We start from the raw sequence: 22,785 nt of genomic DNA, 5'->3' as shown, positions 1-22,785 counted from the left end.
CGAAATGCTGAGTCCTTATATGTCGCCCATCGAACGGGTGTGGTTCTACAGCTTGCGGATTCTCTGCGGCTTGATTCTGTTGTTCCTGATCCTGCCGGTGCTGGTGATCATTCCACTGTCGTTCAACTCCGGCAGCTTCCTGGTGTACCCGCTGCAGGGCTTCTCATTGCAGTGGTATCACGATTTCTTCGCCTCGGCGGAATGGATGCGCGCCCTGAAGAACAGCATCATCGTCGCCCCGGCAGCCACGGTGCTGGCCATGGTCTTCGGTACGCTGGCGGCGATCGGCCTGACCCGGGGCGACTTCCCCGGCAAGGCGCTGGTAATGGCTCTGGTGATTTCACCGATGGTGGTGCCGGTGGTGATCATCGGTGTGGCCAGTTACCTGTTCTTTGCTCCGTTGGGATTGGGTAACAGCTTCTTCTCGCTGATCGTGGTGCATGCGGTGTTGGGTGTGCCGTTCGTGATCATTACCGTGTCGGCGACCTTGCAGGGGTTCAACCATAACCTGGTGCGGGCCGCCGCGAGCCTGGGTGCTTCGCCGCTGACCACGTTCCGCCGGGTGACCTTGCCGCTGATTGCGCCGGGCGTGATCTCCGGGGCGCTGTTTGCCTTTGCGACGTCGTTCGATGAGGTGGTGGTGACGCTGTTCCTCGCCGGCCCCGAACAAGCGACCCTGCCACGGCAGATGTTCAGCGGCATCCGCGAGAACCTCAGCCCGACCATCGCCGCCGCCGCGACGCTGCTGATTGCTTTCTCGGTGATCCTGCTGCTGACCCTGGAATGGCTGCGAGGGCGTAGCGAGAAACTGCGTACTGCGCAGGTCTGACGAATCACCTCATTCCCTGTGGGAGCGAGCTTGCTCGCGATGACGGACTATCAGTCGACATCTTTATCGACTGGAACTACCTCATCGCGAGCAAGCTCGCTCCCACAGGGATTTTTGGCGTTTTCGAGGTCCTCGGTCATTCACGACCTGAATAGAAGACAACCTCTAATCCCCAGCTACTATTGTGCCCAGCTCCCCTACCTATAAGAGGCTGCGCACATGAGTCTTTCCTCTTTCAAAATCGCTCACAAATTGATCACCGGCGCAGGTGCCATCGAGCAACTGTCTGCCGAACTGGCGCGTCTGGACATAGACAACCCACTGATCGTTACTGATGCCGCTTTGGTGAAATCCGGCACGGTAGAACTGGCACTGGAGCAGCTGGGCGAACGCAGTTACGAGATTTTCGACCGGGTGCTGCCGGACCCGGAAATAGCCATCGTCGAAGATTGCATGCAGGCCTATCGTGACGGTGGGCATGACGGCTTGATCGGCCTCGGTGGCGGTAGTGCCATCGACATTGCCAAGAGCGTGGCGGCCTACGCCGGGTACCACGGTGCGCTGGCGGATCTGTTCGGCATCGATCAGGTCCCGCGCAAAGGCCCGCCGCTGATCGCCATCCCGACCACCGCCGGCACCGGCTCGGAGGTGACCAACGTCGCCATCCTTTCCGACAAGGTCGCGCAACTGAAGAAGGGCATTGTCAGCGACTTTCTGTTGCCGGATGTGGCGCTGGTCAGTCCGCAAATGACCCTGACCTGTCCGCGCAGCGTCACGGCGGCCAGCGGTGTCGATGCGCTGGTGCATGCCATCGAGTCCTATCTGTCGGTCAACGCCTCGCCGATTACCGATGCCCTGGCCATCGGCGCCATCAAGTTGATCGCCAAGGCTTTGCCCAAGGCGTATGCCAATCCGTCGAACCTGCAAGCCCGGGAAGACATGGCCACTGCCAGCCTGATGGCCGGCATGGCGTTCGGCAATGCCGGGGTTGGCGCGGTGCACGCGCTGGCGTATCCGCTGGGCGGGCGCTTCAACATTGCCCATGGGGTCAGTAATGCCTTGCTACTGCCCCATGTCATGACCTGGAACAAGATGGCCTGTATCGAACGCATGCAGGATATCGCCGAGGCCATGGGCGTGAAGACCGCTCGCTTGAGCATCAACGAAGCGGCTGACAAAGCCGTGCAAGCCATGACCGAACTGTGTGCCGCGGTGGAAATTCCCCAGGGCCTGCGTAGTTTCGGTGTGCCCGAGGACGCCATTCCTTCCATGGCCGTGGAAGCAGCGGGGATCGAGCGCTTGATGCGCAACAATCCGCGTAAGTTGAGTGCCGTCGATATCGAAAAGATCTATCGCGCGGCGTACTAGGACCCCAGCCGTCGATGGATGATGGCAAGGTCCAATCATCGCGCTCACGGTGCGCGCTTCAAAGCATGAGGTATACAATGCGCGCCATCGTGATTCTGCTCAGAAAAGGTGCGTCATGCAGCCCTTCGTAATTGCTCCGTCGATTCTCTCCGCCGACTTCGCCCGCCTGGGTGAAGAAGTGGACAACGTCCTGGCCGCCGGCGCCGACTTCGTGCACTTCGATGTCATGGACAATCATTACGTACCGAACCTGACCATCGGCCCGATGGTCTGCGCGGCACTGCGCAAGTATGGCGTGACCGCGCCGATCGACGCGCACCTGATGGTCAGCCCGGTGGACCGCATCGTGGGCGACTTCATCGAAGCCGGCGCGACCTACATCACCTTCCACCCGGAAGCGAGCCAGCACGTCGACCGCTCTCTGCAACTGATCCGCGAAGGCGGCTGCAAGTCGGGCCTAGTGTTCAACCCGGCGACCCCGCTGGACGTGCTCAAGTACGTGATGGACAAGGTCGACATGATCCTGCTGATGAGCGTCAACCCGGGCTTCGGCGGGCAGAAGTTCATCCCCGGCACCCTCGACAAACTGCGCGAAGCGCGGGCACTGATCGATGCGTCGGGCCGTGACATCCGCCTGGAAATCGACGGCGGCGTGAACGTGAACAACATTCGCGAAATCGCCGCGGCTGGCGCTGACACCTTCGTCGCCGGCTCGGCCATCTTCAATGCGCCGAACTATCAGGAAGTCATCGAGAAGATGCGTTCCGAACTGGCGCTGGCTCGCCCATGAGTGGATTTGAGCAGTTGTTCCCGGGGCAACTGCCGCGGCTGGTGATGTTCGATCTGGACGGTACCTTGATCGACTCGGTCCCGGACCTGGCAGTGGCTGTGGACAAGATGCTGCTCAAACTCGGTCGCAAGCCCGCCGGTCTGGAAGCGGTACGCGAATGGGTCGGCAACGGCGCGCCGGTACTGGTGCGTCGTGCGCTGGCTGGCGCTATCGATCATTCGGCGGTCGATGACCACGAAGCCGAACGGGCGCTGGAGCATTTCATGCAGGCTTATGGCGAGAGCCATGAGTTGACCGTGGTTTACCCCGGCGTGCGCGACACCCTCAAATGGCTGCAAAAGCAGGGCGTCGAGATGGCGCTGATCACCAACAAGCCGGAGCGTTTCGTCGCGCCGCTGCTGGATCAGATGAAAATCGGCCGTTATTTCCGCTGGATCATCGGCGGCGACACCCTGCCACAAAAAAAGCCCGATCCGGCCGCACTGTTTTTCGTGATGAAAATGGCCAACATTCCGGCTTCGCAGTCTTTGTTCGTCGGCGATTCGCGCAGCGATGTGCTGGCGGCGAAAGCGGCGGGGGTCAAGTGCGTGGCCCTGAGCTACGGCTATAACCACGGTCGGCCGATCGCGGAAGAATCGCCGGCACTGGTGATCGACGACCTGCGCAAGCTAATTCCCGGTTGCCTGGATCCGGCCGCTGAGATAACGTTGGCCGACGCTGTCAAACCCCCTTCTGGAAACGCCATCGTGGTGGTCACTCGCAAACTCTGGATGAAAGTCATGAAGGCCCTGGCCCGCTGGCGTTGGCGCGCCTGACTTGATCCTGGCCGGTTTCCGGCGCGTTTGCATACCTGACTGTTCGACCCTCAAGCCACGAGGCACCTCATGATCCGCGAAGAATTCCTGCGCTTGGCCGCTGCCGGCTACAACCGCATTCCGCTTGCCTGCGAAACCCTGGCCGACTTCGACACGCCGCTGTCGATCTACCTGAAGCTGGCCGACGAGCCCAATTCCTACTTGCTGGAGTCCGTACAGGGCGGCGAGAAATGGGGGCGTTACTCGATCATCGGCCTGCCGTGCCGAACCGTGCTGCGGGTTCATGATCATCACGTCAGCGTGACCGTCGATGGCGTCGAGACCGAAAGCCACGACGTGGAAGATCCGCTGGCCTTCGTCGAAGCCTTCAAGGCGCGCTACAACGTGCCGACCATTGCTGGCCTGCCGCGTTTCAACGGCGGCCTGGTGGGCTACTTCGGTTATGACTGCGTGCGTTATGTGGAGAAGCGCTTGGGCAAATGCCCGAACCCGGACCCGCTGGGCGTACCGGACATTCTGCTGATGGTGTCCGACGCCGTGGTGGTGTTCGACAACCTGGCCGGCAAGATGCACGCCATCGTCCTGGCCGACCCGGCGCAGGAAGACGCCTTTGAACAAGGTCGCGCGCGCCTGGAAGAGCTGCTGGAAAAACTCCGACAGCCGATCACCCCGCGCCGTGGCCTGGACTTCAGCAAGCAACAATCGGCTGACCCGGTGTTTCGCTCCAGCTTCACCCAGAACGATTACGAAAAAGCCGTCGACACCATCAAGGAATACATCCTGGCCGGTGACTGCATGCAGGTCGTGCCATCCCAGCGCATGTCGATCGACTTCAAGGCGGCCCCCATCGATCTGTATCGCGCACTGCGCTGCTTCAACCCGACGCCTTACATGTACTTCTTCAACTTCGGCGACTTCCACGTCGTTGGCAGTTCGCCGGAAGTACTGGTGCGGGTCGAAGACAACCTGATCACCGTGCGCCCGATTGCCGGCACCCGTCCGCGGGGCGCCAACGAAGAGGCTGACCTGGCGCTGGAAAAAGACCTGCTGTCGGACGACAAGGAAATCGCCGAGCATTTGATGCTGATCGACCTGGGGCGTAACGACACCGGTCGCGTTTCGGAAATCGGCTCGGTGAAACTGACTGAGAAGATGGTCATCGAGCGTTACTCCAACGTGATGCATATCGTGTCCAACGTCACCGGGCAACTGAAAGCCGGGCTGACGGCCATGGATGCACTGCGGGCGATTCTGCCGGCGGGCACCTTGTCCGGCGCACCGAAGATTCGCGCGATGGAAATCATCGACGAACTGGAGCCGGTCAAACGTGGCGTCTACGGCGGTGCGGTCGGTTACTTCGCCTGGAACGGCAACATGGACACCGCCATTGCGATCCGCACGGCGGTGATCAAGAACGGCGAGCTGCATGTGCAGGCCGGTGGCGGCATCGTTGCCGACTCGGTGCCGGCGCTGGAATGGGAAGAAACCCTGAACAAGCGCCGCGCGATGTTCCGCGCCGTTGCCCTGGCGGAACAAACACCGAACGCCTGAGTTTGCGAAAAAACCTGTGGGAGCGAGCTTGCTCGCGATGGGGCCATCACTGCCACATTGATGTTGTCTGACCCACCGCTATCGCGAGCAAGCTCGCTCCCACAATGATCTCATCGCCAAAAAAACGCGGCGCCTGTGAGGGCGCCGCGTTTTTTATTGGTTGCACATCAGAAGTCCAGCGCAACACCTACATTGATGCCCTGTTGGGTGAAGTCGTCGTCCTTGCGGATGTTGTAGCTGGCGCGCAGTGCCAGGTCCTTGGTGAGGTTGTGGCTCACCCCCAGGTTCACATGTTGCAAGTGACTTTGCGGGGTGTAGCCTTCCAGCGTGAACTGGTTGTTTGGCAGGCTGTTGAGGTTGATGTCCACGTCCTGGGTATCGTCGTTGTACTCACGCTCGATTGCCGCTTCGCCGAACACCTGGGTTTGCGGGGTGATCTGGTATTTGCCCTGCAGGCCAGCGCCCAGGCGCCGGGAAATACGCTCCTGATCGGCGAAGGTCAGCGCCGTGGAATTGTTTCCGTCCTCCGAGTAACCATCGACTTGTACCTTGGCGAAGTCGGCGCTGACAAACGGCGACAGGTGCCAAGGACTGCTGGCTTGTTGCGCAATGTCGTAGCCCACGCGTGCGCTGAAGGCTTCGACGTAGCCGCTGGTATCGCCTTTTTCGCCGCGTTCGTTGACGCCCAGCTGGAATTTGCGCTTGAGGCTGTCGTAATCCAGATGCCCGGCCGTCAGCGCCGCGTCGGCCCACACACGGTTTTGCTGGTACTGGGCGAATGCCGTGCCCAGGTAAGTGTTGAGCTTGTAGTCGGAGTCGTTGTTGCCGGCTTCGAGTTCCTGGTTATAGAAACCGGCCACCAGACCAACACGCCAGGCATCGTTGAGACGATAGCTGCCACCGATGTTCAGGTTGGCTCCGTTGCCGTCGGCGCTTGCAACGCTGTCCTGGCCGTCAAAGTCCTGATGCTGTCCGCCGGCGGAAACGATGGCTCGCCATTGGCCGACGCCTTGCCAGTTTTCCCAATCGGCCAGCCACTGGTTGCGCAACTCATCCTGATGCGCACGCACGGTGCCCTGGGCCATTTCCGGCAGCAGGGTCAGCTCCCATGGTGCGGCCAGCAGGGAATAGGCGTAATCGGCGATCAGGCGTTGCCCGGCTTCGGTGGGGTGCACCGAGTCGTTGTAGATCAGCTTGGTCGGGTCCGGCGTGGCGCTGTTGATGCCGTAGCGGGCATTCTCGGTACAACCGTTGCCGCTGAAGCAGGTGGTGATGAGGTTCTGGTCGGTGGCCAGGCCAAACTGTGCCGGGTTGGCGAAAGTCTCTTTGAGCAGTACCGGAATGTTCAGCGGGATGACTTCGGCATTGATGTTTTGCAGTCGGCTTACCAGTTCAGTGTTGAACTGGGCGCTGAGTTGAGATGTGAACGCTTGCAGCGGGGTGCCGTTGAACGCCGGGGTAAAGCCGATATCGGGCAGCAACCAGACCATGACGTATCTGGCACCGGCGGTTTGCAGGGTCTGCACGCTGTCGGCCAGGCGGTCGGCGGCGGCACTGGCTTGGGGCAGGCTGGTGACGCGTCCTTGCAGGAAGTCGTTACCGCCGCCCGACAGGTAATACAGTGCGTTCGGGTCGGCACGGAAGTTATTGGATGGAAGATAGCCGGACCGGGTGCGTTCGCCGGTGGCGGAGATGCTGGTAATCGAATCAAGAATCTGGTCGGTACGGTAGCCGCCTACAGCCCAGTTGTTACCATCAGGCAGGCCTTCGTTGGCGCGAACTGCTGAAGTAGAAGATGCCGTCTGGTCCGGTGAAAACCCCAGTTTCCCACCCAGGATCTGTGTGGAGTTGAGCGAGCGGACTTCGCCGCTGCCATCCAGGTACACCGGTCCCGTCCGGTTGGTGAAGCGCTGTGTCGCTCCGGCAGGCCCGCCCGTGTCGGCAAAGGTCCCTGCATCGTTGAGACTGTCCCCGAAGACAACGAAATTTGTATAAGGATTGGGTGCGGCGTTCGCCTGGGCGCATGCGATCGCGAGCAAGCATCCTGCGAGCGGTACAAACAACGACTGTTTGATCATGAGCAAGTCCGTTTATTTATTGTTTTAGTGAACGAAACGACAGTACCAAAAACTTTCGGCCTTTTGCCATCTGTCGCGAAGCCTTTGATAGATTCGCGGACAGTGCCTCCGGCGATATTGCGCGCTCTGCCCAGCTAAGTTACTGTGCCGGGACGTACGAACGAGACCTTCCCCGTGTTGATCATCAGTAAACTCCTGGATCAAGTCATCAAGGCACACGCCCGCTGGCGTTGGCGCGCCTGAATTCTTTTACCGGCTTCGCCGGACCTGTACCGCTTTGCCTTCTTTACCTGTTTGAAATGCCGCTTTGCTGGCGCTACGTCGGCACCTGACAAAGCGCAGCGCCCTGCGGGTAAAACATTCGAAGGCCATCTTTAAAGTCAGTGAGTTCAAGAGGTTCTATACGCCATGTTGCTGATGATCGATAACTACGACTCCTTTACCTACAACGTTGTGCAGTACCTGGGCGAGCTCGGCTCCCAGGTCAAGGTCGTGCGCAACGATGAACTGACCATCGCTGAAATCGAAGCCCTCAACCCTGAGCGCATCGTTGTGTCCCCCGGTCCTTGCACCCCGACCGAGGCCGGAATTTCGATTGAAGCGATCAAGCATTTCGCCGGCAAACTGCCGATTCTTGGCGTCTGCCTCGGCCACCAATCCATCGGCCAGGCCTTTGGCGGTGATGTGGTGCGCGCCCGTCAAGTGATGCACGGTAAGACTAGCCCGGTATTTCACGAGGACAAGGGTGTATTCGAAGGCCTGAATCGTCCGCTGACGGTGACCCGCTATCATTCTTTGATCGTCAAGCGCGAAACCCTGCCAGATTGCCTGGAGCTGACCGCCTGGACTCAGCTCGAAGACGGCTCGGTCGACGAGATCATGGGCCTGCGTCACAAGACTCTGAACATCGAAGGCGTGCAGTTCCACCCTGAGTCGATCCTCACCGAACAGGGCCATGAACTGTTCGCCAACTTCCTCAAACAAACCGGCGGCACGCGCTAAGGACTTTTCATGAACATCAAGACAGCCCTGAGCCGTATCGTCGATCACCTTGACCTCAGCACCGATGAAATGCGCGATGTGATGCGCGAAATCATGACCGGGCAATGCTCGGACGCACAGATTGGCGCGTTCATGATGGCCATGCGCATGAAGAGCGAAAGCATCGACGAAATCGTCGGTGCCGTGTCGGTGATGCGTGAACTGGCGGACAAGGTCGAACTCAAGACCCTCGACGGTGTGGTCGATGTAGTGGGCACCGGCGGCGACGGCGCCAATATCTTCAACGTGTCGACCGCTGCTGCGTTCGTGGTTTCCGCTGCTGGCTGCACCGTGGCCAAGCACGGCAACCGTGCAGTCTCGGGCAAGAGCGGCAGTGCCGATCTGCTGGAGGCGGCCGGTATCTACCTGAACCTGACACCCGTGCAAGTGGCGCGCTGCATTGACAACGTTGGTATTGGTTTCATGTTTGCCCAGACCCATCACTCTGCGATGAAATACGCTGCAAGCCCGCGCCGCGAACTGGGTCTGCGGACCTTGTTCAACATGCTCGGCCCGCTTACGAATCCGGCCGGCGTGAAGCATCAGGTAGTAGGCGTATTCACCCAGGCCTTGTGCCGGCCGCTGGCGGAAGTGTTGCAGCGTCTGGGCAGCAAGCATGTGCTGGTGGTGCATTCGAAGGATGGCCTGGACGAGTTCAGCCTGGCAGCACCGACCTTCGTGGCAGAGCTGAAAAACGACCAGATCACCGAGTATTGGGTCGAGCCGGAAGACCTGGGCATGAAGAGCCAGAGTCTGCATGGCCTGGCGGTGGAAAGCCCGGCGGCTTCACTTGAGCTGATTCGCGATGCCCTGGGCAAGCGCAAGACCGAGAACGGTCAGAAAGCGGCCGAGATGATCATGCTCAATGCCGGTGCCGCGCTGTACGCCGCCGATCATGCCAGCAGTTTGAAAGAGGGAGTTGCACTTGCGCACGATGCGCTGCACACCGGCCTCGCTCGGGAAAAGCTCGAGGAGCTGGGTGCGTTTACCGCGGTATTCAGAGTGGAGAATGAGGGATGAGTGTACCGACGGTTCTGGAAAAGATTCTGGCGCGCAAGGTCGAGGAAGTCGCCGAGCGTAGCGCTCGCGTCAGCCTCTGCGAGCTGGAAAGCCTGGCCAAGGCGGCCGATGCGCCCCGTGGCTTTGCCGGGGCCTTGCTGGCTCAGGCCAAGCTGAAGCAGCCGGCAGTCATTGCCGAAATCAAGAAAGCCTCGCCGAGCAAGGGCGTGATCCGCGAGAACTTCGTTCCCGCCGACATCGCCAGAAGCTATGAGAAGGGCGGCGCGACCTGCCTGTCGGTACTCACCGACATCGACTACTTCCAGGGCGCGGATGCGTACCTGCAGCAGGCCCGCGCGGCGTGCCAGCTGCCGGTGATCCGCAAGGACTTCATGATCGATCCATACCAGATCGTCGAAGCCCGTGCCTTGGGTGCCGACTGCGTGCTGTTGATCGTCTCCGCGCTGGATGACGTGAAAATGGCCGAACTGGCAGCCGTGGCCAAAAGCGTCAACCTCGATGTGCTGGTGGAAGTCCATGACGGCGATGAGCTGGAGCGAGCGTTGAAAACCCTCGATACTCCGCTGGTTGGCGTGAACAACCGCAACCTGCACACCTTCGATGTCAGCCTGGAAACCACCCTCGACCTGTTGCCGCGTATTCCGCGAGATCGTCTGGTCATCACCGAGAGTGGCATTCTCAATCGCGCCGATGTCGAACTGATGGAAATCAGCGACGTCTACGCATTCCTGGTCGGCGAGGCGTTCATGCGCGCCGAAAGCCCGGGTACCGAGTTGCAGCGTCTGTTCTTCCCTGAGCGCGGTATTCCCGTCAGCGGCTCGACCCTCGACTGAATACATCTTCACAGGCAATCCGCTTCCACTGTGGGAGCGGGCTTGCCCGCGAAGAGGCCCGCAAATCCCCTGAAGACCTCTGGTCTGTCGGAGCCTTCCATGTCGCTGCCAACCTCCCTCACCATCGAAGCCGGCCTGCAAGCCGAACAGGACTTGCTGGCATCGGTCTGTTCCGGCGACGCGGAGTTCGGCCTGCTGTTCTGGCAGCCGAGCGATCGGGCGCTGGTTATGCCACGCCGTTTGAGCCGCTTGTCGGGTTTCGAGGCTGCATGTGAAGTGTCGGCGGTGGCCGGTTGGCCAGTACTGTTGCGTGAAACCGGTGGCGAGCCGGTGCCGCAATCGGCCTCAACGATCAACATCGCGCTGGTTTACGCACCGCCGCGCAGCGAAGGGGATCTGAATCGCATCGAAACCGGTTACCACCGTTTGTGCGATCCCATTTGTCAGCTGCTGGATGAGTTGGGCGGCACGTCGTCCCTTGGCGAAATCGAGGGGGCGTTCTGTGATGGTCGCTTCAACGTCAACCTCGATGGTCGCAAGATGGTTGGCACCGCCCAGCGCTGGCGTCAGAGCCTGGGTGGGCAGCGTCCGGTAGGACTGGTGCACGGAGCGATGCTGATCGATAACGAGCGAGAGTCTATGGTCGCCGCGGTCAATCGTTTCAACGAGGCTTGCGGTCTGGAGCAACGAGTGCGCGCCGAAAGCCACATCGCGCTGCATGAGAAGTTCACGGCACCCAATGCACTGGCACGCCTCGACGAACTCTACCGGTTGATGCTCGTGCAGATGTTCAGCGGCTAGGTTTTCGAGCTTATCGCGTACCGAAGACCACCATGGTCTTGCCTTTGACGTCCACCAGGTTGCGTTCCTCCAGATCCTTGAGCACGCGACCGACCATCTCCCGTGAACAACCGACAATTCGACCGATTTCCTGACGGGTTACCTTGATTTGCATGCCATCGGGGTGCGTCATGGCGTCTGGCTGTTTGCACAGCTCCAGCAGGCAGCGGGCGACTCGACCGGTTACATCAAAGAATGCCAGGTCACCGACCTTGCGCGTGGTGTTGCGCAGGCGCTGTGCGATTTGTCCGCTAAGGACGTAAAGAATGTCCGGGTCCTGCAGGGACAATTCGCGGAATTTCGCGTAGCTGATTTCCGCGACATCGCATTCAACCTTGGCCCGCACCCAGGCGCTGCGCTCCTGCTCCAGGCCGGCTTGCTCAAACAGACCCAGCTCGCCGAAAAAGTCCCCGGCGTTCAGGTAGGAAATGATCATTTCCCGGCCGTCATCATCTTCGATCAGGATGGTGACTGAGCCTTTGATGATGAAGAACAGCGTTTCCGAGCGGTCGCCGGCACAAATGATGTTGCTCTTGGCCTGATAACGGCGGCGCTGGCAATGCATCAACAGCTTGTCGAGGTTCTTGATCTTGGAGTTGGGGGCAATAGCAACCATGGTTGTATCCCGAAAAAACTGCACGGTATGTTTGGTTTTTATAAATAGTGAACGCTGGAGTAAGGCTGGCTGTGCGCCATAGAATTGGCGTCAGCTTAACAGACACTTCCTGCAATATTCGAGCATTTACCTACAAGGCAGTGGGATATGTCCCAGGACGCCGGGCGCTGTCAATCACGGGGCCTGTGCTAAGCTGGCGACCCTTTTTTATACAGTGGAGTCTTGGCGATGAAGGCACGCATCCAATGGGCTGGCGAAGCCATGTTCCTCGGCGAATCCGGTAGCGGTCATGTCGTGGTCATGGACGGTCCGCCCGATGCCGGCGGACGTAACCTGGGTGTCCGGCCGATGGAAATGCTGCTGCTGGGTGTTGGCGGTTGCAGCAATTTCGATGTGGTCAGCATCCTCAAGAAGTCCCGCCAGGCAGTGGAAAGCTGTGAAGCCTTCCTCGAAGCCGAGCGTGCGACCGAAGATCCAAAGGTGTTCACCAGGATCCACATGCACTTTGTGGTCAAGGGCCGCGGGCTGAAAGAAGCCCAGGTCAAACGTGCCATCGAACTGTCTGCCGAGAAGTATTGCTCGGCCTCGATCATGCTCGGCGCGGCTGGCGTGGCAATTACCCACGACTACGAGATCATCGAGCTCGGTTGAATCGACATTCAACTATCATAAAAGCAGTGCAGACTCTGGCGAACACAAGCTGACGTCTGCATAATGCGCCACTTTTTTCAGGGTAGTGGCCCGTCAGCCGACAGGCCTCAAACCCGAAACAGACAACCAAAATCGCCATCGCGAAGAGGTGTTAACCGTCCTACGCAGGTGCGTTGTTCGCATCTGACGGGCATGCTTGATCACGCGGCCGGGCCGCAAACACATAGAGAGTTTTTAACGGTGAAAAGCAAACTCAAGCTCCACGGGTTCAATAACCTGACAAAGACCTTGAGCTTCAACATCTATGACATCTGCTACGCGGAAACCCCGCAAGACCAGCAGGCTTACGTCGAGTACATCAATAAAGAGTACAACGCGAAACGCCTGACGCAGATCCTCACGGAAGTTGTCGATATCATTGGTGCCAACATCCTGAACATTGCCAGTCAGGACTATGAGCCGCAGGGCGCCAGCGTCACGATCCTGATCTCGGAGGAACCGGTAACCCCGACCGACAGTCAGATCGAAGAGTCCCCGGGCCCGCTGCCCGAAATCATTCTGGCCCACCTCGACAAGAGCCACATCACGGTGCACACCTACCCGGAAATCCATCCGGTCAGCGGTATTGCAACCTTCCGTGTGGACATCGACGTGTCGACTTGCGGGGTCATTTCACCGCTTAAAGCGCTCAACTTCCTGATTCACCAGTTCGATTCGGACATTGTGACCGTGGATTACCGAGTGCGCGGCTTCACCCGTGACGTTGAAGGCAAAAAGCACTTCATCGACCACGAGATCAATTCGATCCAGAACTACCTCTCCGACGACACTTACGACGCGTACCAGATGACCGACGTGAACGTGTACCAGGAAAACCTGTTCCACACCAAGATGCTGCTGAAGAACTTCGAACTGGATAACTACTTGTTCGGCGACGCCACCAGCAACCTGTCCTCTGAGCAACGCGCCCAGGTGACCGAACGGGTGAAACACGAAATGCTCGAAATCTTCTACGCGCGCAATATGGCGTAAGATTTTCGAACACAAAAAAGGCGACTCCCTCACGGCAGTCGCCTTTTTTTATTTTGGCGCTGGCTCCTACAAAAAAACGGAGTCAGATCCGATAAGTACTCTTTGTCATCACCTTGGCCATCAGACTCATCCCGAACTTCACCGGTGCCGGAAAGCGGAAGCCGCCAGCCTCCAGCGCGCTTTCGGCGTGCTGTTCTTCATCGATGCGCATCTGCTGAAGAATTGCCCGGGATTTTTCGTCCTCGGCCGGCAATTGTTCCAGATGCTCGTTCAGGTGTTTGCACACCTGGTCTTCCGTTGCCGCAACGAAACCGAGGCTGACTTTGTCGCTGATCAGGCCGGCCACTGCGCCAATCCCGAACGACATGCCATAGAACAGCGGATTGAGGATGCTGGTGTGGCTACCCAGTTGATGGATGCGTTGTTCGCACCAGACCAGGTGGTCGATTTCTTCTTCGGCGGCATGCTCCATCGCAGCGCGCACTTGCGGCAGCCTGGCGGTCAGCGCCTGCCCCTGGTACAGCGCCTGGGCGCAGACTTCGCCGGTATGGTTGATGCGCATCAGGCCGGCAACGTGGCGCGTATCTTCGTCGCTCATTTTCGCATCCGGCTGCACGATGGCAGGCGACGGACGGTACGGCTGGCCGCTGAAGGGCAGCAAGGTGCGCATCGCGGCATCGGCTTGCAGCAGCAGGCGGTCAATCGGCGAGTAGTGACGTTGGGTAGTCATGCTGACCTCCGGGGGGAATTTCGGCGGCCAGTTTAACCCAATCGGCCGGGGAAGGTTTGCGCTGGGTCATTGTGATGCAGGTGCTGTGACATTGTTGTGATGCCTTGTGTGGAGGCGGCAATGCACCGCTTCCACAGGGTTTGGCGCAATCAGCCCGGCGGCCAGTGCATCTGGCGCTGACCCAGCACGTGCATATGAATGTGGTAGACGGTTTGCCCGCCTTCTTCATTGCAGTTCATGACGACGCGGAAACCTTTTTCACAGCCCAGTTCCAGTGCCAGGCGCTGGGCGGTGAACAGTATGTGCCCGGCCAATGTCTTGTCGTCCTCGGTCAGGTCGTTCAAGGTGCGAACCGGTTTTTTCGGGATCACCAGGAAATGTACTGGCGCCTGTGGGGCAATGTCGTGGAAGGCCAGTACCTGGTCGTCCTCGTAAATGATCTTCGCCGGGATTTCCCGGTTGATGATCTTGGTGAACAGAGTATCCACAGCTGTTTTCTCCGTTGTTTGGGCTGGCCTGAGTGTACTCATGGTGTATGCCAGCGCCCAGCCTTTTACCTTGGGTTGGATCAGCGCGGGCAGTAGGCCTTGTTGATCATGCCGGCGATTGTGCGAGTCAGCCACCGCGAGCCGAGTCGCGGCAGGAAGGCGAACCAGCGGTTGCGCCGCCCGGGAATGATGATCGCCTTGTTCTTTTCCAGTGCGCGCACGGTGTAGAGCGCCACTTCCTCAGGGCTCATCAGCAGTTTGCTGTTGGTCAGTTTTTCGCTGTCGAGTTGCGCGGTACGGAAAAATGCCGTTCGGGTCGGCCCGGGGCAGAGCACCGAAACCTTGATCGCACATTTTTTCAGCTCGACGCGCAATCCTTCGGAAAAGTGCAGCACATACGCCTTGCTGGCGTAATAGGTGCTCATCCACGGCCCGGGCTGAAACGCCGCCACCGAGGCCACATTCAGAATCTGTCCGCCGCCTTGCAGGGCCATGCTGTTGCCGATGGCATGGCACAGGCGGGTGAGGGCGAGGATGTTCACTTCGATCAGGTCTTGCTCGGTCATCCAGTCCTGGGCCAGAAACGGGCCGCATGTACCGATACCGGCACAATTGACCAGCAGATCGATCTGCCGGTCGCCTTCTTCCAGCTCCAGCAGGAACCCGGACAGGCGCAGCGGTTCGCCCAGGTCACAGGCACGGAACAACACCTCCACGCCGAACCTCTGGGTCAGTTCAATCGCAATACTTTCCAGCTGATCACGTTGTCGGGCCACCAGAATCAGGCTGCGGCCACGCCGGGCCAGCGCTTCGGCCATTGCCAGGCCGATGCCGCTGGAGGCGCCAGTGATCAGAGCGTAACGGGTCATGCAGTTCTCCATCGCAACAGCTCCGCGCCGCGACGCAGGTGTCACGGGCCAGGAGCGCTGTTCATTCTTTCGCAGAGTCTACAGGGGGCTGGGCCTCTTCGGCTGCATCGTCGGTGGAATTTGGCACCGGTTCGACCTCGACTTCGATTTCATCGGTGGTGACCGAACTGCTTTCGTAGCTGCTCTGGGCGGCGCTTTTGTATTCTTCCCGTATCGCCGTGAGACCACCGGCCAGCGAGCCGAACAGAACCAGCGCGATAACCACCAGCCACAGCGAAGACAATACCTTGACCGCAGTACTGTTCGGCGGAGGCGGCGGGCCGTAGCGGTTCGCGGTGTCGTTGCCCGGCACAACCATGATCACGAACGGAAAGAAACTGCCAACGAACGGCACCAGGTTCAGCAGCCACAACCAGCCGGACCAACCGACATCGTGCAAGCGTTGAACAGTGATCTGGATGCTGACGAATATAAAGCCGACGAACAGGATCAAGGCCAGCAAGCTGCCCAATATCAGGCCGCCGGTCGAATCCGCGCCGATGAGAGCCAGGGCGACCAAGGCAAACACCCCGCAAACGGCCAAGAGCACAGTTGACAGCACCAGCGTCCAGGCGAGGTAACGCAAGCGGCCGATACGGCCATCGAAACTGAATGGCTTGAGCGTAGCGAATTCCGCCACGGCTTCGCCGACGGGCGCGCGAGGCGGCGCGTAAGGGGATTGCGGGTCTGCCAATGGCTCCTGGCTGTTGGCCGGAGCATGCTCATGCACGTCGGCGAGGTTCAGTTCGATCGGCGTTTCGGCTTCGATGCGGGCGTCGATACCGGTTTTGCTCAGCGCCTGGAGATAGGTATGGGCGTCGGCTTGCGACAGGTTGCGTTTGAGCGCTACCGGACGCCCGGCGAACAAGCGCTCGATGGCTGTGACATCGCTTTTGAACAAGTCGGCGAGATTGAGCTTTGCCGTGGTGATGTCGACACCGGGTAGCAAGGCGCCTTCGAATACGATCTTGAAACGATTTTCGCCCATGTGCGAGGCATCCTTGTCGCGAGAGGTTGAAAGAAGAAGCTTGTGCCCGGGTGAATGTAGGGCCAGCCGGGCAAGACTGGCCAAGATTTGCTGTCAGCGCGGCCAGCGTTTTGGCAACTGGGCGGCATGCTCCAGGGCCTGGCGGTACTCCGCGTCGAGACGTGCAATCAACTGCTCGACACTCGGCAAGTCTTCGATTTCTCCCACACCCTGGCCTGCAGACCAAACGGTCTTCCAGGCCTTGGCCTCATCGCTCACGGGTTTGAGCTTGGAACCGAAGTTGATCTCGCCCTTGCCTTGCAAGGCGGCCATGTCAAAACCGGCGGCCTCCAGGCTCTGGCGCATGAAACTCGCGGGTACACCTGACACGGCTGGAGTATGGATGATGTCTGCCGCTTTGGATGTCAGCAGCATTTCTTTGTAGGCGTCAGGCGCGTGACTTTCGGTCGTGCCGATAAATCGTGTGCCAAAGTAGGCCAAATCCGCGCCGAGCAATTGAGCGGCAAGAATTTCGTGGCCGTGGTTCAAGCAACCGGCCAGCAACAAGGTCTTGTCGAAGAACTGGCGGATTTCGGCAATCAGCGAGAACGGGCTCCAGGTCCCGGCGTGTCCACCGGCGCCGGCAGCCACGGCGATCAAGCCATCCACGCCGGCTTCGGCCGCTTTCTCGGCATGACGACGAGTTGTCACATCATGGAACACCAGGCCGCCGTAGCTGTGCACCGCGTCGACCAGTTCTTTCACGGCACCGAGACTGGTGATCACGATCGGCACTTTGTGTTCGACGCAGATCTCAAGATCCGCCTGTAAACGAGGATTGCTGTTATGGACGATCAGGTTCACGGCATAAGGCGCGGGGTTTTCCATTGTCGCCAGCCCGGCTTCGATTTCTTCCAGCCAGGCTTTGAAACCGCTGCTTTCGCGCTGGTTCAGCGCCGGGAAGCTGCCGACCACGCCCTGGCGACAGCAGGCGAGTACCAATTGCGGATTGGAAATCAGGAACATCGGCGCCGCCACCACGGGCAGACGCAAACGTTCTTCGAGCAGAGCGGGCAGCGACATTGGAAGTACCCCGGTAAGTTGTGCCTGGTGGATTTAGAACGGCCGAACGACGACCAGAATTACGATAGCCAGCAATATCAGAACCGGCACTTCATTGAACCAGCGATAAAAGACATGGCTGCGGGTGTTCTCGCCACGGGCAAAACGTTTTACCTGGGCGCCGCACATGTGGTGGTAGCCGATCAGCAATACGACCAGGGTCAGTTTGGCGTGTATCCAGCCACCCTGGCTGAAGATGCCTGGGTTGAGGTAGATGAGCCAGCCGCCGAAAATCAGCGTGGCGATCATCGCCGGGCCCATGATGCCCCGGTACAGCTTGCGCTCCATGATGCTGAAGCGTTCCTTGCTGATCGTGTCTTCACTTTGTGCGTGATAAACGAACAGCCGTGGCAGGTAGAACAGGCCGGCAAACCAGCACACGACGCTGACGATATGAAACGCTTTGAGCCACAGATAGAGCATTTTTAGTTATTCCCCAATTCACGGTAACCCGAATAGTAGAGAAAGAGTCCCGTCTCGGACATAACTGTTCAATTTTGACGGTGTCTTTTGTCGCCATACTGCGTTGCCGCTCCTCGCCATAGCGGGCTATGACTCGTCGCGGCGCCTTGTCTGGCAACAAAATCCACTCGCCAAAACTTGAACGTATGCCCGAGACGGGACTCGTGAGCGTCCGCACGTCACCTTGACGGTTGTCGCAGGGGCGCGCGGCCCCTATTATCGACGGCTTTCCAGTGGGTTCGTTGAGGGCAGGTTTATGGTCAAGGTCGGTATCGTCGGCGGCACGGGTTACACCGGTGTCGAACTGCTGCGTCTGTTGGCGCAACATCCGCAAGCTGAGGTGGTTGTCATCACTTCCCGATCCGAGGCTGGCCTGGCCGTGGCCGACATGTACCCGAACCTGCGAGGCCATTACGACGGCCTGGCGTTCAGCGTTCCGGACATCAAGACCCTGGGTGCCTGCGATGTGGTGTTCTTCGCCACGCCGCACGGTGTTGCCCATGCCTTGGCGGGTGAACTGCTGGCGGCCGGGACCAAGGTCATCGACCTGTCGGCCGACTTCCGTCTGCAAGACGCGGATGAATGGGCCAAGTGGTACGGCCAGCCGCACGGTGCACCGGAGTTGCTGGACGAGGCGGTCTACGGCTTGCCGGAAGTCAATCGCGAGCAGATCAAGAAGGCGCGCCTGATTGCCGTGCCGGGCTGCTACCCGACTGCAACGCAATTGGGTTTCCTGCCATTGCTCGAAGCCGGCCTGGCCGATGCCGCGCATCTGATTGCTGACTGCAAGTCCGGCGTCAGCGGTGCCGGTCGTGGTGCTTCCGTAGGCTCGCTGTACTCCGAAACGTCGGAAAGCATGAAGGCTTATGCGGTCAAGGGTCACCGCCACCTGCCGGAGATTCGCCAGGGGCTGCGTCGCGCAGCAGGCAAGGACGTCGGCCTGACCTTCGTTCCGCACCTGACCCCGATGATTCGTGGCATTCACTCCACGCTCTACGCAACCGTTGTTGATCGCTCGGTGGACCTGCAGGCGTTGTTTGAAAAGCGTTATGCCAACGAACCGTTCGTCGATGTGATGCCGGCCGGCAGCCATCCGGAGACTCGTAGCGTACGGGGTGCCAACGTCTGCCGTATCGCGGTGCATCGCCCGCAGGATGGCGATCTGGTGGTTGTGCTGTCGGTGATCGACAACCTGGTCAAAGGCGCTTCGGGTCAGGCGGTGCAGAACATGAACATTCTGTTCGGGCTGGATGAGCGTCTGGGCCTGTCCCACGCCGGCATGCTGCCATAAGCTTTATGGCGTACAGCAAAAGGCCCGTCAGACGGGCCTTTTTGCATTCCGGGCCGGCGATTGGATTGGTTGATATACCATAACAATAGTTGACCGCTTTTCTAGGAGAAGCGGATAATGCGCGTCATCACGCAATATGACGGCGTAACGCCGGGAGATAGTCAGCATGAGCGTCGAATCCTTCACCCCCACGGCTTTGCAATTCACCCACGGTGCCGCGCACAAGGTGAAGAGCCTGGTCGATGAAGAGGGGAATGATCGCTTGAAGCTGCGCGTATTCGTTACGGGCGGCGGTTGTTCAGGTTTTCAGTACGGCTTCACCTTCGATGAAGAAGTGGCCGATGACGACACCATCGTCGAGCGCGAAGGTGTGAGTCTGGTTGTCGATCCGATGAGTTTCCAGTACCTGGCAGGTGCCGAGGTGGACTACCAGGAAGGTCTGGAAGGTTCGCGTTTCGTCATCAAGAACCCGAATGCGACCACCACCTGTGGCTGCGGTTCTTCGTTCTCGATCTGATCAGCGCACCAGTTTCACAGAACGCCGCACGGCCTCAGGGCCTTGCGGCGTTTTGCTGTGTGGAGGATTTATGCGGGATAGATGGCACCCAGTACGCGCAAGCCGCGGGCACCGGTGACGCTCGGACGGTTGGCTGCGATGCCTTCGAGACAGCAATGAGCCAGCCATGCGAAGGCCATGGCTTCGACCCAGTCGGGGTCCACGCCGTAAGTGGCGGTGCTGCTGACGCTGGCGTTTGGCAGCAGGCTGGCCAGGCGCGTCATCAAAGTGGTGTTGTGAGCGCCTCCGCCGCAGACCAGCAGTTCTTGCGTGTCTTGCTGGGCGCTTTGCAGTGATTCGATGATGGTCAGCGCGGTCAGCTCAAGCAGCGTCGCCTGAACATCTTCGGTGGCGAAGGCTGGCAGTTGTGCCAGATGCCGTGTCAGCCATGGCAGGTTGAACACTTCCCGGCCGGTACTCTTCGGGCCTTTGGTCACAAAGAACGGATCGCTGAGCAGGGCATTCAATAGCACCGGTTCTACCTTGCCGCTGGCAGCCCATTGGCCGTCACGGTCAAAGTGGTCGCCGCGTTGTTGATGAATCCAGGCATCCAGCAGCACATTGCCCGGGCCACAGTCGAAACCGGCGACCGGCTTGCCGGGCTCGATAAGGCTGAGGTTGCTGAAGCCGCCAACGTTCAGCACTGCGCGATTGCCGGCCTGCTCTTCAAACAAGGCTTCGTGAAAAGCGGGAACCAGTGGTGCGCCTTGTCCGCCGGCGGCGACATCGCGGCTGCGAAAGTCGCTGACCACGGTGATACCGGTCAGCTCGGTCAGCAGGGCCGGGTTGCCGATCTGCACAGTGAAGCCGCGTGCCGGTTCATGGCGGATGGTCTGGCCATGACTGCCAATCGCACGAATGTCGTCAGGCTTCAGTTGCTCTTGGGCGAGTACGGCATGAATCCCTTGGGCTGCCAGTTTCACCCAGTTCTGCTGGGCGATGGCGGAACGAGCGATTTCGTCCGGGCCGCTGGCGCACAAACCGAGCAGCTCGGCGCGCAGGGAGTCGGGCATCGGGATGTAGTGGGAGGCGATCAGTCTGATCGCCGGGGCTTGCTCGATCAGTGCGATATCCAGGCCATCAAGGCTGGTTCCGGACATCACACCTATATAGAGCGCCATGGCCTAGCGCTTGCTCGAAGCCAGCAGAGTGGCTTTTTCCTGTTCCATGCGCGCCATCAGTGGCTGGCTTTGGGCGAGGAAGCGTGCGCGTTCAGCCTTGGCAATCGGATCGGCCATTGGCAGTTTCTGGCCCAGCGGATCGACGTGTACACCGTTGACCTGGAACTCGTAGTGCAGGTGTGGCCCGGTGGAGAGACCGGTGGTGCCGATATAGCCAATCACCTGGCCCTGTTTCACCGTGCCGCCAGTCTTCACGCCTTTGGCGAAGCCTTGCATGTGGCCGTAGAGCGTGGTGTAGGTGTTGCCGTGCTGGAGGACCACGGTATTGCCGTAGCCACCACGGCGGCCGGCCAGCAGGACCTTGCCATCACCGGCAGCTTTGATCGGGGTACCGCGCGGTGCTGCGTAGTCAACGCCTTTGTGGGCGCGGATCTTGTTCAGGATCGGGTGTTTGCGGCCCATGGAAAATTTCGAGCTGATGCGGGCGAAGTCCACCGGTGTGCGGATGAACGCCTTGCGCATGCTGTTACCGTCAGCGGTGTAGTAGCTGCTGTTGCCTTGTTTGTTGGTGTAGCGCACGGCGGTGTAGGTCTTGCCGCGGTTGGTGAAGCGCGCCGACAGGATCGGGCCAGTGCCGACGGCCTTGCCGTTGACGACTTTTTGTTCGTAGATCACGTCGAACTCGTCGCCCTGGCGAATATCCTGGGCGAAGTCCACGTCGTAGCCAAACACACTGGCCATGTCCATGGTCAGGCTGTGAGACAGGCCGGCCCGGGCTGCGGACTGCGACAGCGAGCTGTTGATCACGCCGTGTACATAGGCAGAGCGCACGGTCGGTTTCGCGGTAATGCGATTGAAGGTGTAGCCCTTGTCGTTCTTGGTCAGGCTGATGCTTTCGAGGTCGTTGAGCTTGCTGTGCAGGTTGGTCAACTGGCCGTCAGGGCTCAGTTCGAACTCGAGTTTTTGCCCGTGCTTGAGCTGGCTGAACTGCTTGGCCTGCTTGTCGCTGGCCAGCACGTCATGCACTGAAGTGGCCGGGAGGCCGACCTTCTCGAACAGTGTAGAGAGGGTGTCACCCTTGGTGACGATCACTTCCCTGTGGCTTGCCGGCTTCTTTTCTTCGACGACTGGTGCAGGTGCAGGTGCAGGTTCGGCCTGAGCGGTTTCCTGAGTGTCTTCGGCGCTGTTGTCGATCTGCGCGAAGGGGGAGGTTGCTGGTTCATTTGTGGCTTGAACGGCGTCAGCAGCGTCTTGATCTTGTGTCAGTTGTTCAGCAGGGCTTTCCAGTTCAAGACTCAGGGTTGTCTTTTTGGCTTCGACATCGCTGGAAGGGAATACCAGGAGCGCCAGACTGAGAAGGGCAGCGATGCCACTTGCGGCAAGCAAGTGGGTCTTCGGGTAAAGCGGCGGCGCTTTAGACGATTCTGTGGTCATAAGTGGTTTTGACTTTGAAAAAGATGAATTGGAAAAGATGAATGACATGATGAAGATGAAATAACTGTATAAAATATAACCAAATCATCTCTGAAGCAAGTCCGCAGACGTTCTGTCTATGGATTGGCTTCCGTGCGCCGGGCAAACCTTGTATTTGACGCGCGATCTTGTATGGTTGGTTCCCTTTGAATCTGAGCCTTGCGGGTCTGTTATGAAGTCGGTTGAAGAGCAGCTAGCGCTGA

General features: G+C 59.4%; 24 protein-coding genes (1 of these 24 running past the window's edge). 14 read left to right on the top strand and 10 right to left on the bottom strand.

Translation table 11 applies throughout. The features are described from left to right. Window positions 1–4 precede the first annotated feature (4 nt). The 5 genes from AB4O40_RS14900 (at window position 5) to trpE (ending at window position 5,353) form a co-directional block, all read left to right on the top strand. Complete coding sequence (locus AB4O40_RS14900; protein WP_007980200.1) at window positions 5–829, top strand: ABC transporter permease; 825 nt, start codon at window positions 5–7, stop codon at window positions 827–829. A gap of 219 nt (window positions 830–1,048) precedes the next feature. After that, complete coding sequence (locus tag AB4O40_RS14895; protein WP_056726654.1) at window positions 1,049–2,197, top strand: iron-containing alcohol dehydrogenase; 1,149 nt, start codon at window positions 1,049–1,051, stop codon at window positions 2,195–2,197. Between the two features lie 115 nt (window positions 2,198–2,312). Next, window positions 2,313–2,987, top strand: coding sequence for a ribulose-phosphate 3-epimerase (gene rpe, locus AB4O40_RS14890; protein WP_008027088.1), 675 nt, complete (start codon window positions 2,313–2,315; stop codon window positions 2,985–2,987). After that, entirely contained in the window at window positions 2,984–3,802 is an 819-nt protein-coding gene (locus tag AB4O40_RS14885) for a phosphoglycolate phosphatase (RefSeq protein WP_056726655.1), read from the top strand. Before rpe ends, AB4O40_RS14885 begins: the two co-directional genes overlap by 4 nt. Window positions 3,803–3,871: 69 nt before the next feature. After that, window positions 3,872–5,353 (top strand): anthranilate synthase component I, encoded by a 1,482-nt coding sequence (trpE, locus tag AB4O40_RS14880; protein ID WP_056726656.1) that lies wholly within the window; start codon window positions 3,872–3,874, stop codon window positions 5,351–5,353. A 167-nt stretch (window positions 5,354–5,520) separates the two neighbouring features. Here trpE and estP read toward each other — a convergent pair whose 3' ends face one another. After that, entirely contained in the window at window positions 5,521–7,431 is a 1,911-nt protein-coding gene (gene estP, locus AB4O40_RS14875) for an esterase EstP (protein ID WP_056726657.1), read from the bottom strand. Between the two features lie 408 nt (window positions 7,432–7,839). Between estP and AB4O40_RS14870 the strand changes: the two genes are divergently transcribed. The 4 genes from AB4O40_RS14870 (at window position 7,840) to AB4O40_RS14855 (ending at window position 11,126) form a co-directional block, all read left to right on the top strand. Then, window positions 7,840–8,433: an aminodeoxychorismate/anthranilate synthase component II gene (locus AB4O40_RS14870; RefSeq protein ID WP_007906885.1), complete on the top strand. Its 594-nt coding sequence runs from the start codon at window positions 7,840–7,842 to the stop codon at window positions 8,431–8,433. Window positions 8,434–8,442: 9 nt separating this feature from the next. Then, window positions 8,443–9,492 carry an anthranilate phosphoribosyltransferase gene (gene trpD, locus AB4O40_RS14865; RefSeq protein ID WP_056726658.1) on the top strand — a complete coding sequence of 350 codons (1,050 nt, stop codon included), beginning with the start codon at window positions 8,443–8,445 and terminating at the stop codon, window positions 9,490–9,492. After that, entirely contained in the window at window positions 9,489–10,325 is an 837-nt protein-coding gene (gene trpC / locus AB4O40_RS14860; RefSeq protein WP_460053964.1) for an indole-3-glycerol phosphate synthase TrpC, read from the top strand. Before trpD ends, trpC begins: the two co-directional genes overlap by 4 nt. Before the next feature lie 99 nt (window positions 10,326–10,424). Next, window positions 10,425–11,126 (top strand): lipoate--protein ligase family protein, encoded by a 702-nt coding sequence (locus AB4O40_RS14855; protein ID WP_056726660.1) that lies wholly within the window; start codon window positions 10,425–10,427, stop codon window positions 11,124–11,126. Between the two features lie 10 nt (window positions 11,127–11,136). On the opposite strand, the gene crp is transcribed toward AB4O40_RS14855, so the two are convergent. Then, a complete protein-coding gene (crp, locus tag AB4O40_RS14850; RefSeq protein ID WP_056726661.1) occupies window positions 11,137–11,781 on the bottom strand; it encodes a cAMP-activated global transcriptional regulator CRP in 645 nt (214 codons plus the stop codon). Between the two features lie 228 nt (window positions 11,782–12,009). On the opposite strand from crp, the gene AB4O40_RS14845 reads away from it, so the two are divergent. Next, the gene (locus tag AB4O40_RS14845) at window positions 12,010–12,432 is read left to right on the top strand and encodes an OsmC family protein (RefSeq protein ID WP_007994936.1); all 423 of its coding nucleotides are present in this window, start codon (window positions 12,010–12,012) and stop codon (window positions 12,430–12,432) included. Window positions 12,433–12,672: 240 nt separating this feature from the next. Then, complete coding sequence (gene speD / locus AB4O40_RS14840; RefSeq protein WP_007986012.1) at window positions 12,673–13,464, top strand: adenosylmethionine decarboxylase; 792 nt, start codon at window positions 12,673–12,675, stop codon at window positions 13,462–13,464. An 82-nt stretch (window positions 13,465–13,546) separates the two neighbouring features. On the opposite strand, the gene coq7 is transcribed toward speD, so the two are convergent. From coq7 to hemJ, 6 genes are all read right to left on the bottom strand, one after another. Continuing rightward, window positions 13,547–14,194 carry a 2-polyprenyl-3-methyl-6-methoxy-1,4-benzoquinone monooxygenase gene (gene coq7 / locus AB4O40_RS14835; protein WP_056726662.1) on the bottom strand — a complete coding sequence of 216 codons (648 nt, stop codon included), beginning with the start codon at window positions 14,192–14,194 and terminating at the stop codon, window positions 13,547–13,549. A gap of 149 nt (window positions 14,195–14,343) precedes the next feature. Beyond that, window positions 14,344–14,682, bottom strand: coding sequence for a histidine triad nucleotide-binding protein (locus AB4O40_RS14830; protein WP_056726663.1), 339 nt, complete (start codon window positions 14,680–14,682; stop codon window positions 14,344–14,346). Window positions 14,683–14,762: 80 nt separating this feature from the next. Beyond that, complete coding sequence (locus tag AB4O40_RS14825; protein WP_056726664.1) at window positions 14,763–15,551, bottom strand: SDR family NAD(P)-dependent oxidoreductase; 789 nt, start codon at window positions 15,549–15,551, stop codon at window positions 14,763–14,765. Between the two features lie 61 nt (window positions 15,552–15,612). Further along, on the bottom strand, window positions 15,613–16,578 hold the full coding sequence (locus AB4O40_RS14820; protein WP_414913377.1) for a DUF805 domain-containing protein: 966 nt from the start codon (window positions 16,576–16,578) through the stop codon (window positions 15,613–15,615). Between the two features lie 93 nt (window positions 16,579–16,671). Next, window positions 16,672–17,640 carry an NAD(P)H-dependent flavin oxidoreductase gene (locus AB4O40_RS14815; protein WP_056726666.1) on the bottom strand — a complete coding sequence of 323 codons (969 nt, stop codon included), beginning with the start codon at window positions 17,638–17,640 and terminating at the stop codon, window positions 16,672–16,674. 33 nt (window positions 17,641–17,673) lie between these two features. Then, the gene (hemJ, locus tag AB4O40_RS14810) at window positions 17,674–18,102 is read right to left on the bottom strand and encodes a protoporphyrinogen oxidase HemJ (RefSeq protein WP_056726667.1); all 429 of its coding nucleotides are present in this window, start codon (window positions 18,100–18,102) and stop codon (window positions 17,674–17,676) included. Window positions 18,103–18,397: 295 nt separating this feature from the next. Here hemJ and argC point away from each other — a divergent pair, with 295 nt between their 5' ends. Beyond that, a complete protein-coding gene (gene argC, locus AB4O40_RS14805) occupies window positions 18,398–19,432 on the top strand; it encodes an N-acetyl-gamma-glutamyl-phosphate reductase (RefSeq protein WP_007980174.1) in 1,035 nt (344 codons plus the stop codon). Between the two features lie 166 nt (window positions 19,433–19,598). Next, window positions 19,599–19,949 carry an iron-sulfur cluster insertion protein ErpA gene (gene erpA, locus AB4O40_RS14800; protein ID WP_007906865.1) on the top strand — a complete coding sequence of 117 codons (351 nt, stop codon included), beginning with the start codon at window positions 19,599–19,601 and terminating at the stop codon, window positions 19,947–19,949. Window positions 19,950–20,017: 68 nt separating this feature from the next. On the opposite strand, the gene AB4O40_RS14795 is transcribed toward erpA, so the two are convergent. Together AB4O40_RS14795 and AB4O40_RS14790 are read right to left on the bottom strand one after the other, a co-directional pair. Further along, complete coding sequence (locus tag AB4O40_RS14795; protein WP_056726668.1) at window positions 20,018–21,109, bottom strand: anhydro-N-acetylmuramic acid kinase; 1,092 nt, start codon at window positions 21,107–21,109, stop codon at window positions 20,018–20,020. A gap of 3 nt (window positions 21,110–21,112) precedes the next feature. Continuing rightward, window positions 21,113–22,543: a peptidoglycan DD-metalloendopeptidase family protein gene (locus AB4O40_RS14790; RefSeq protein ID WP_223541854.1), complete on the bottom strand. Its 1,431-nt coding sequence runs from the start codon at window positions 22,541–22,543 to the stop codon at window positions 21,113–21,115. A gap of 211 nt (window positions 22,544–22,754) precedes the next feature. Between AB4O40_RS14790 and tyrS the strand changes: the two genes are divergently transcribed. Next, on the top strand, window positions 22,755–22,785 hold the 5' end (the start) of the coding sequence (tyrS, locus tag AB4O40_RS14785; RefSeq protein ID WP_223541855.1) for a tyrosine--tRNA ligase. It continues 1,169 nt past the right edge of the window; only the first 31 of its 1,200 coding nucleotides appear in the window; its start codon is at window positions 22,755–22,757; its stop codon lies off the right edge, out of view.

Source organism: Pseudomonas sp. S2_F07, from assembly GCF_054668325.1.
Note: the sequence above shows the minus strand (reverse complement) of the source record. Positions and strands in the feature narration are given on the sequence as shown.

What these genes read in the sequence shown, in the direction of transcription:
- AB4O40_RS14795 (WP_056726668.1), bottom strand. Translation starts at nt 21,109, where the DNA reads ATGGCGCTCTATATAGGTGTGATGTCCGGAACCAGCCTTGATGGCCTG.
- AB4O40_RS14900 (WP_007980200.1), top strand. Translation starts at nt 5, where the DNA reads ATGCTGAGTCCTTATATGTCGCCCATCGAACGGGTGTGGTTCTACAGC.
- AB4O40_RS14885 (WP_056726655.1), top strand. Translation starts at nt 2,984, where the DNA reads ATGAGTGGATTTGAGCAGTTGTTCCCGGGGCAACTGCCGCGGCTGGTG.
- AB4O40_RS14855 (WP_056726660.1), top strand. Translation starts at nt 10,425, where the DNA reads ATGTCGCTGCCAACCTCCCTCACCATCGAAGCCGGCCTGCAAGCCGAA.
- trpE (WP_056726656.1), top strand. Translation starts at nt 3,872, where the DNA reads ATGATCCGCGAAGAATTCCTGCGCTTGGCCGCTGCCGGCTACAACCGC.
- hemJ (WP_056726667.1), bottom strand. Translation starts at nt 18,102, where the DNA reads ATGCTCTATCTGTGGCTCAAAGCGTTTCATATCGTCAGCGTCGTGTGC.
- AB4O40_RS14895 (WP_056726654.1), top strand. Translation starts at nt 1,049, where the DNA reads ATGAGTCTTTCCTCTTTCAAAATCGCTCACAAATTGATCACCGGCGCA.
- AB4O40_RS14790 (WP_223541854.1), bottom strand. Translation starts at nt 22,543, where the DNA reads ATGACCACAGAATCGTCTAAAGCGCCGCCGCTTTACCCGAAGACCCAC.
- trpD (WP_056726658.1), top strand. Translation starts at nt 8,443, where the DNA reads ATGAACATCAAGACAGCCCTGAGCCGTATCGTCGATCACCTTGACCTC.
- AB4O40_RS14820 (WP_414913377.1), bottom strand. Translation starts at nt 16,578, where the DNA reads ATGGGCGAAAATCGTTTCAAGATCGTATTCGAAGGCGCCTTGCTACCC.
- argC (WP_007980174.1), top strand. Translation starts at nt 18,398, where the DNA reads ATGGTCAAGGTCGGTATCGTCGGCGGCACGGGTTACACCGGTGTCGAA.
- AB4O40_RS14845 (WP_007994936.1), top strand. Translation starts at nt 12,010, where the DNA reads ATGAAGGCACGCATCCAATGGGCTGGCGAAGCCATGTTCCTCGGCGAA.
- AB4O40_RS14870 (WP_007906885.1), top strand. Translation starts at nt 7,840, where the DNA reads ATGTTGCTGATGATCGATAACTACGACTCCTTTACCTACAACGTTGTG.
- AB4O40_RS14815 (WP_056726666.1), bottom strand. Translation starts at nt 17,640, where the DNA reads ATGTCGCTGCCCGCTCTGCTCGAAGAACGTTTGCGTCTGCCCGTGGTG.
- rpe (WP_008027088.1), top strand. Translation starts at nt 2,313, where the DNA reads ATGCAGCCCTTCGTAATTGCTCCGTCGATTCTCTCCGCCGACTTCGCC.
- AB4O40_RS14825 (WP_056726664.1), bottom strand. Translation starts at nt 15,551, where the DNA reads ATGACCCGTTACGCTCTGATCACTGGCGCCTCCAGCGGCATCGGCCTG.
- erpA (WP_007906865.1), top strand. Translation starts at nt 19,599, where the DNA reads ATGAGCGTCGAATCCTTCACCCCCACGGCTTTGCAATTCACCCACGGT.
- crp (WP_056726661.1), bottom strand. Translation starts at nt 11,781, where the DNA reads ATGGTTGCTATTGCCCCCAACTCCAAGATCAAGAACCTCGACAAGCTG.
- estP (WP_056726657.1), bottom strand. Translation starts at nt 7,431, where the DNA reads ATGATCAAACAGTCGTTGTTTGTACCGCTCGCAGGATGCTTGCTCGCG.
- coq7 (WP_056726662.1), bottom strand. Translation starts at nt 14,194, where the DNA reads ATGACTACCCAACGTCACTACTCGCCGATTGACCGCCTGCTGCTGCAA.
- trpC (WP_460053964.1), top strand. Translation starts at nt 9,489, where the DNA reads ATGAGTGTACCGACGGTTCTGGAAAAGATTCTGGCGCGCAAGGTCGAG.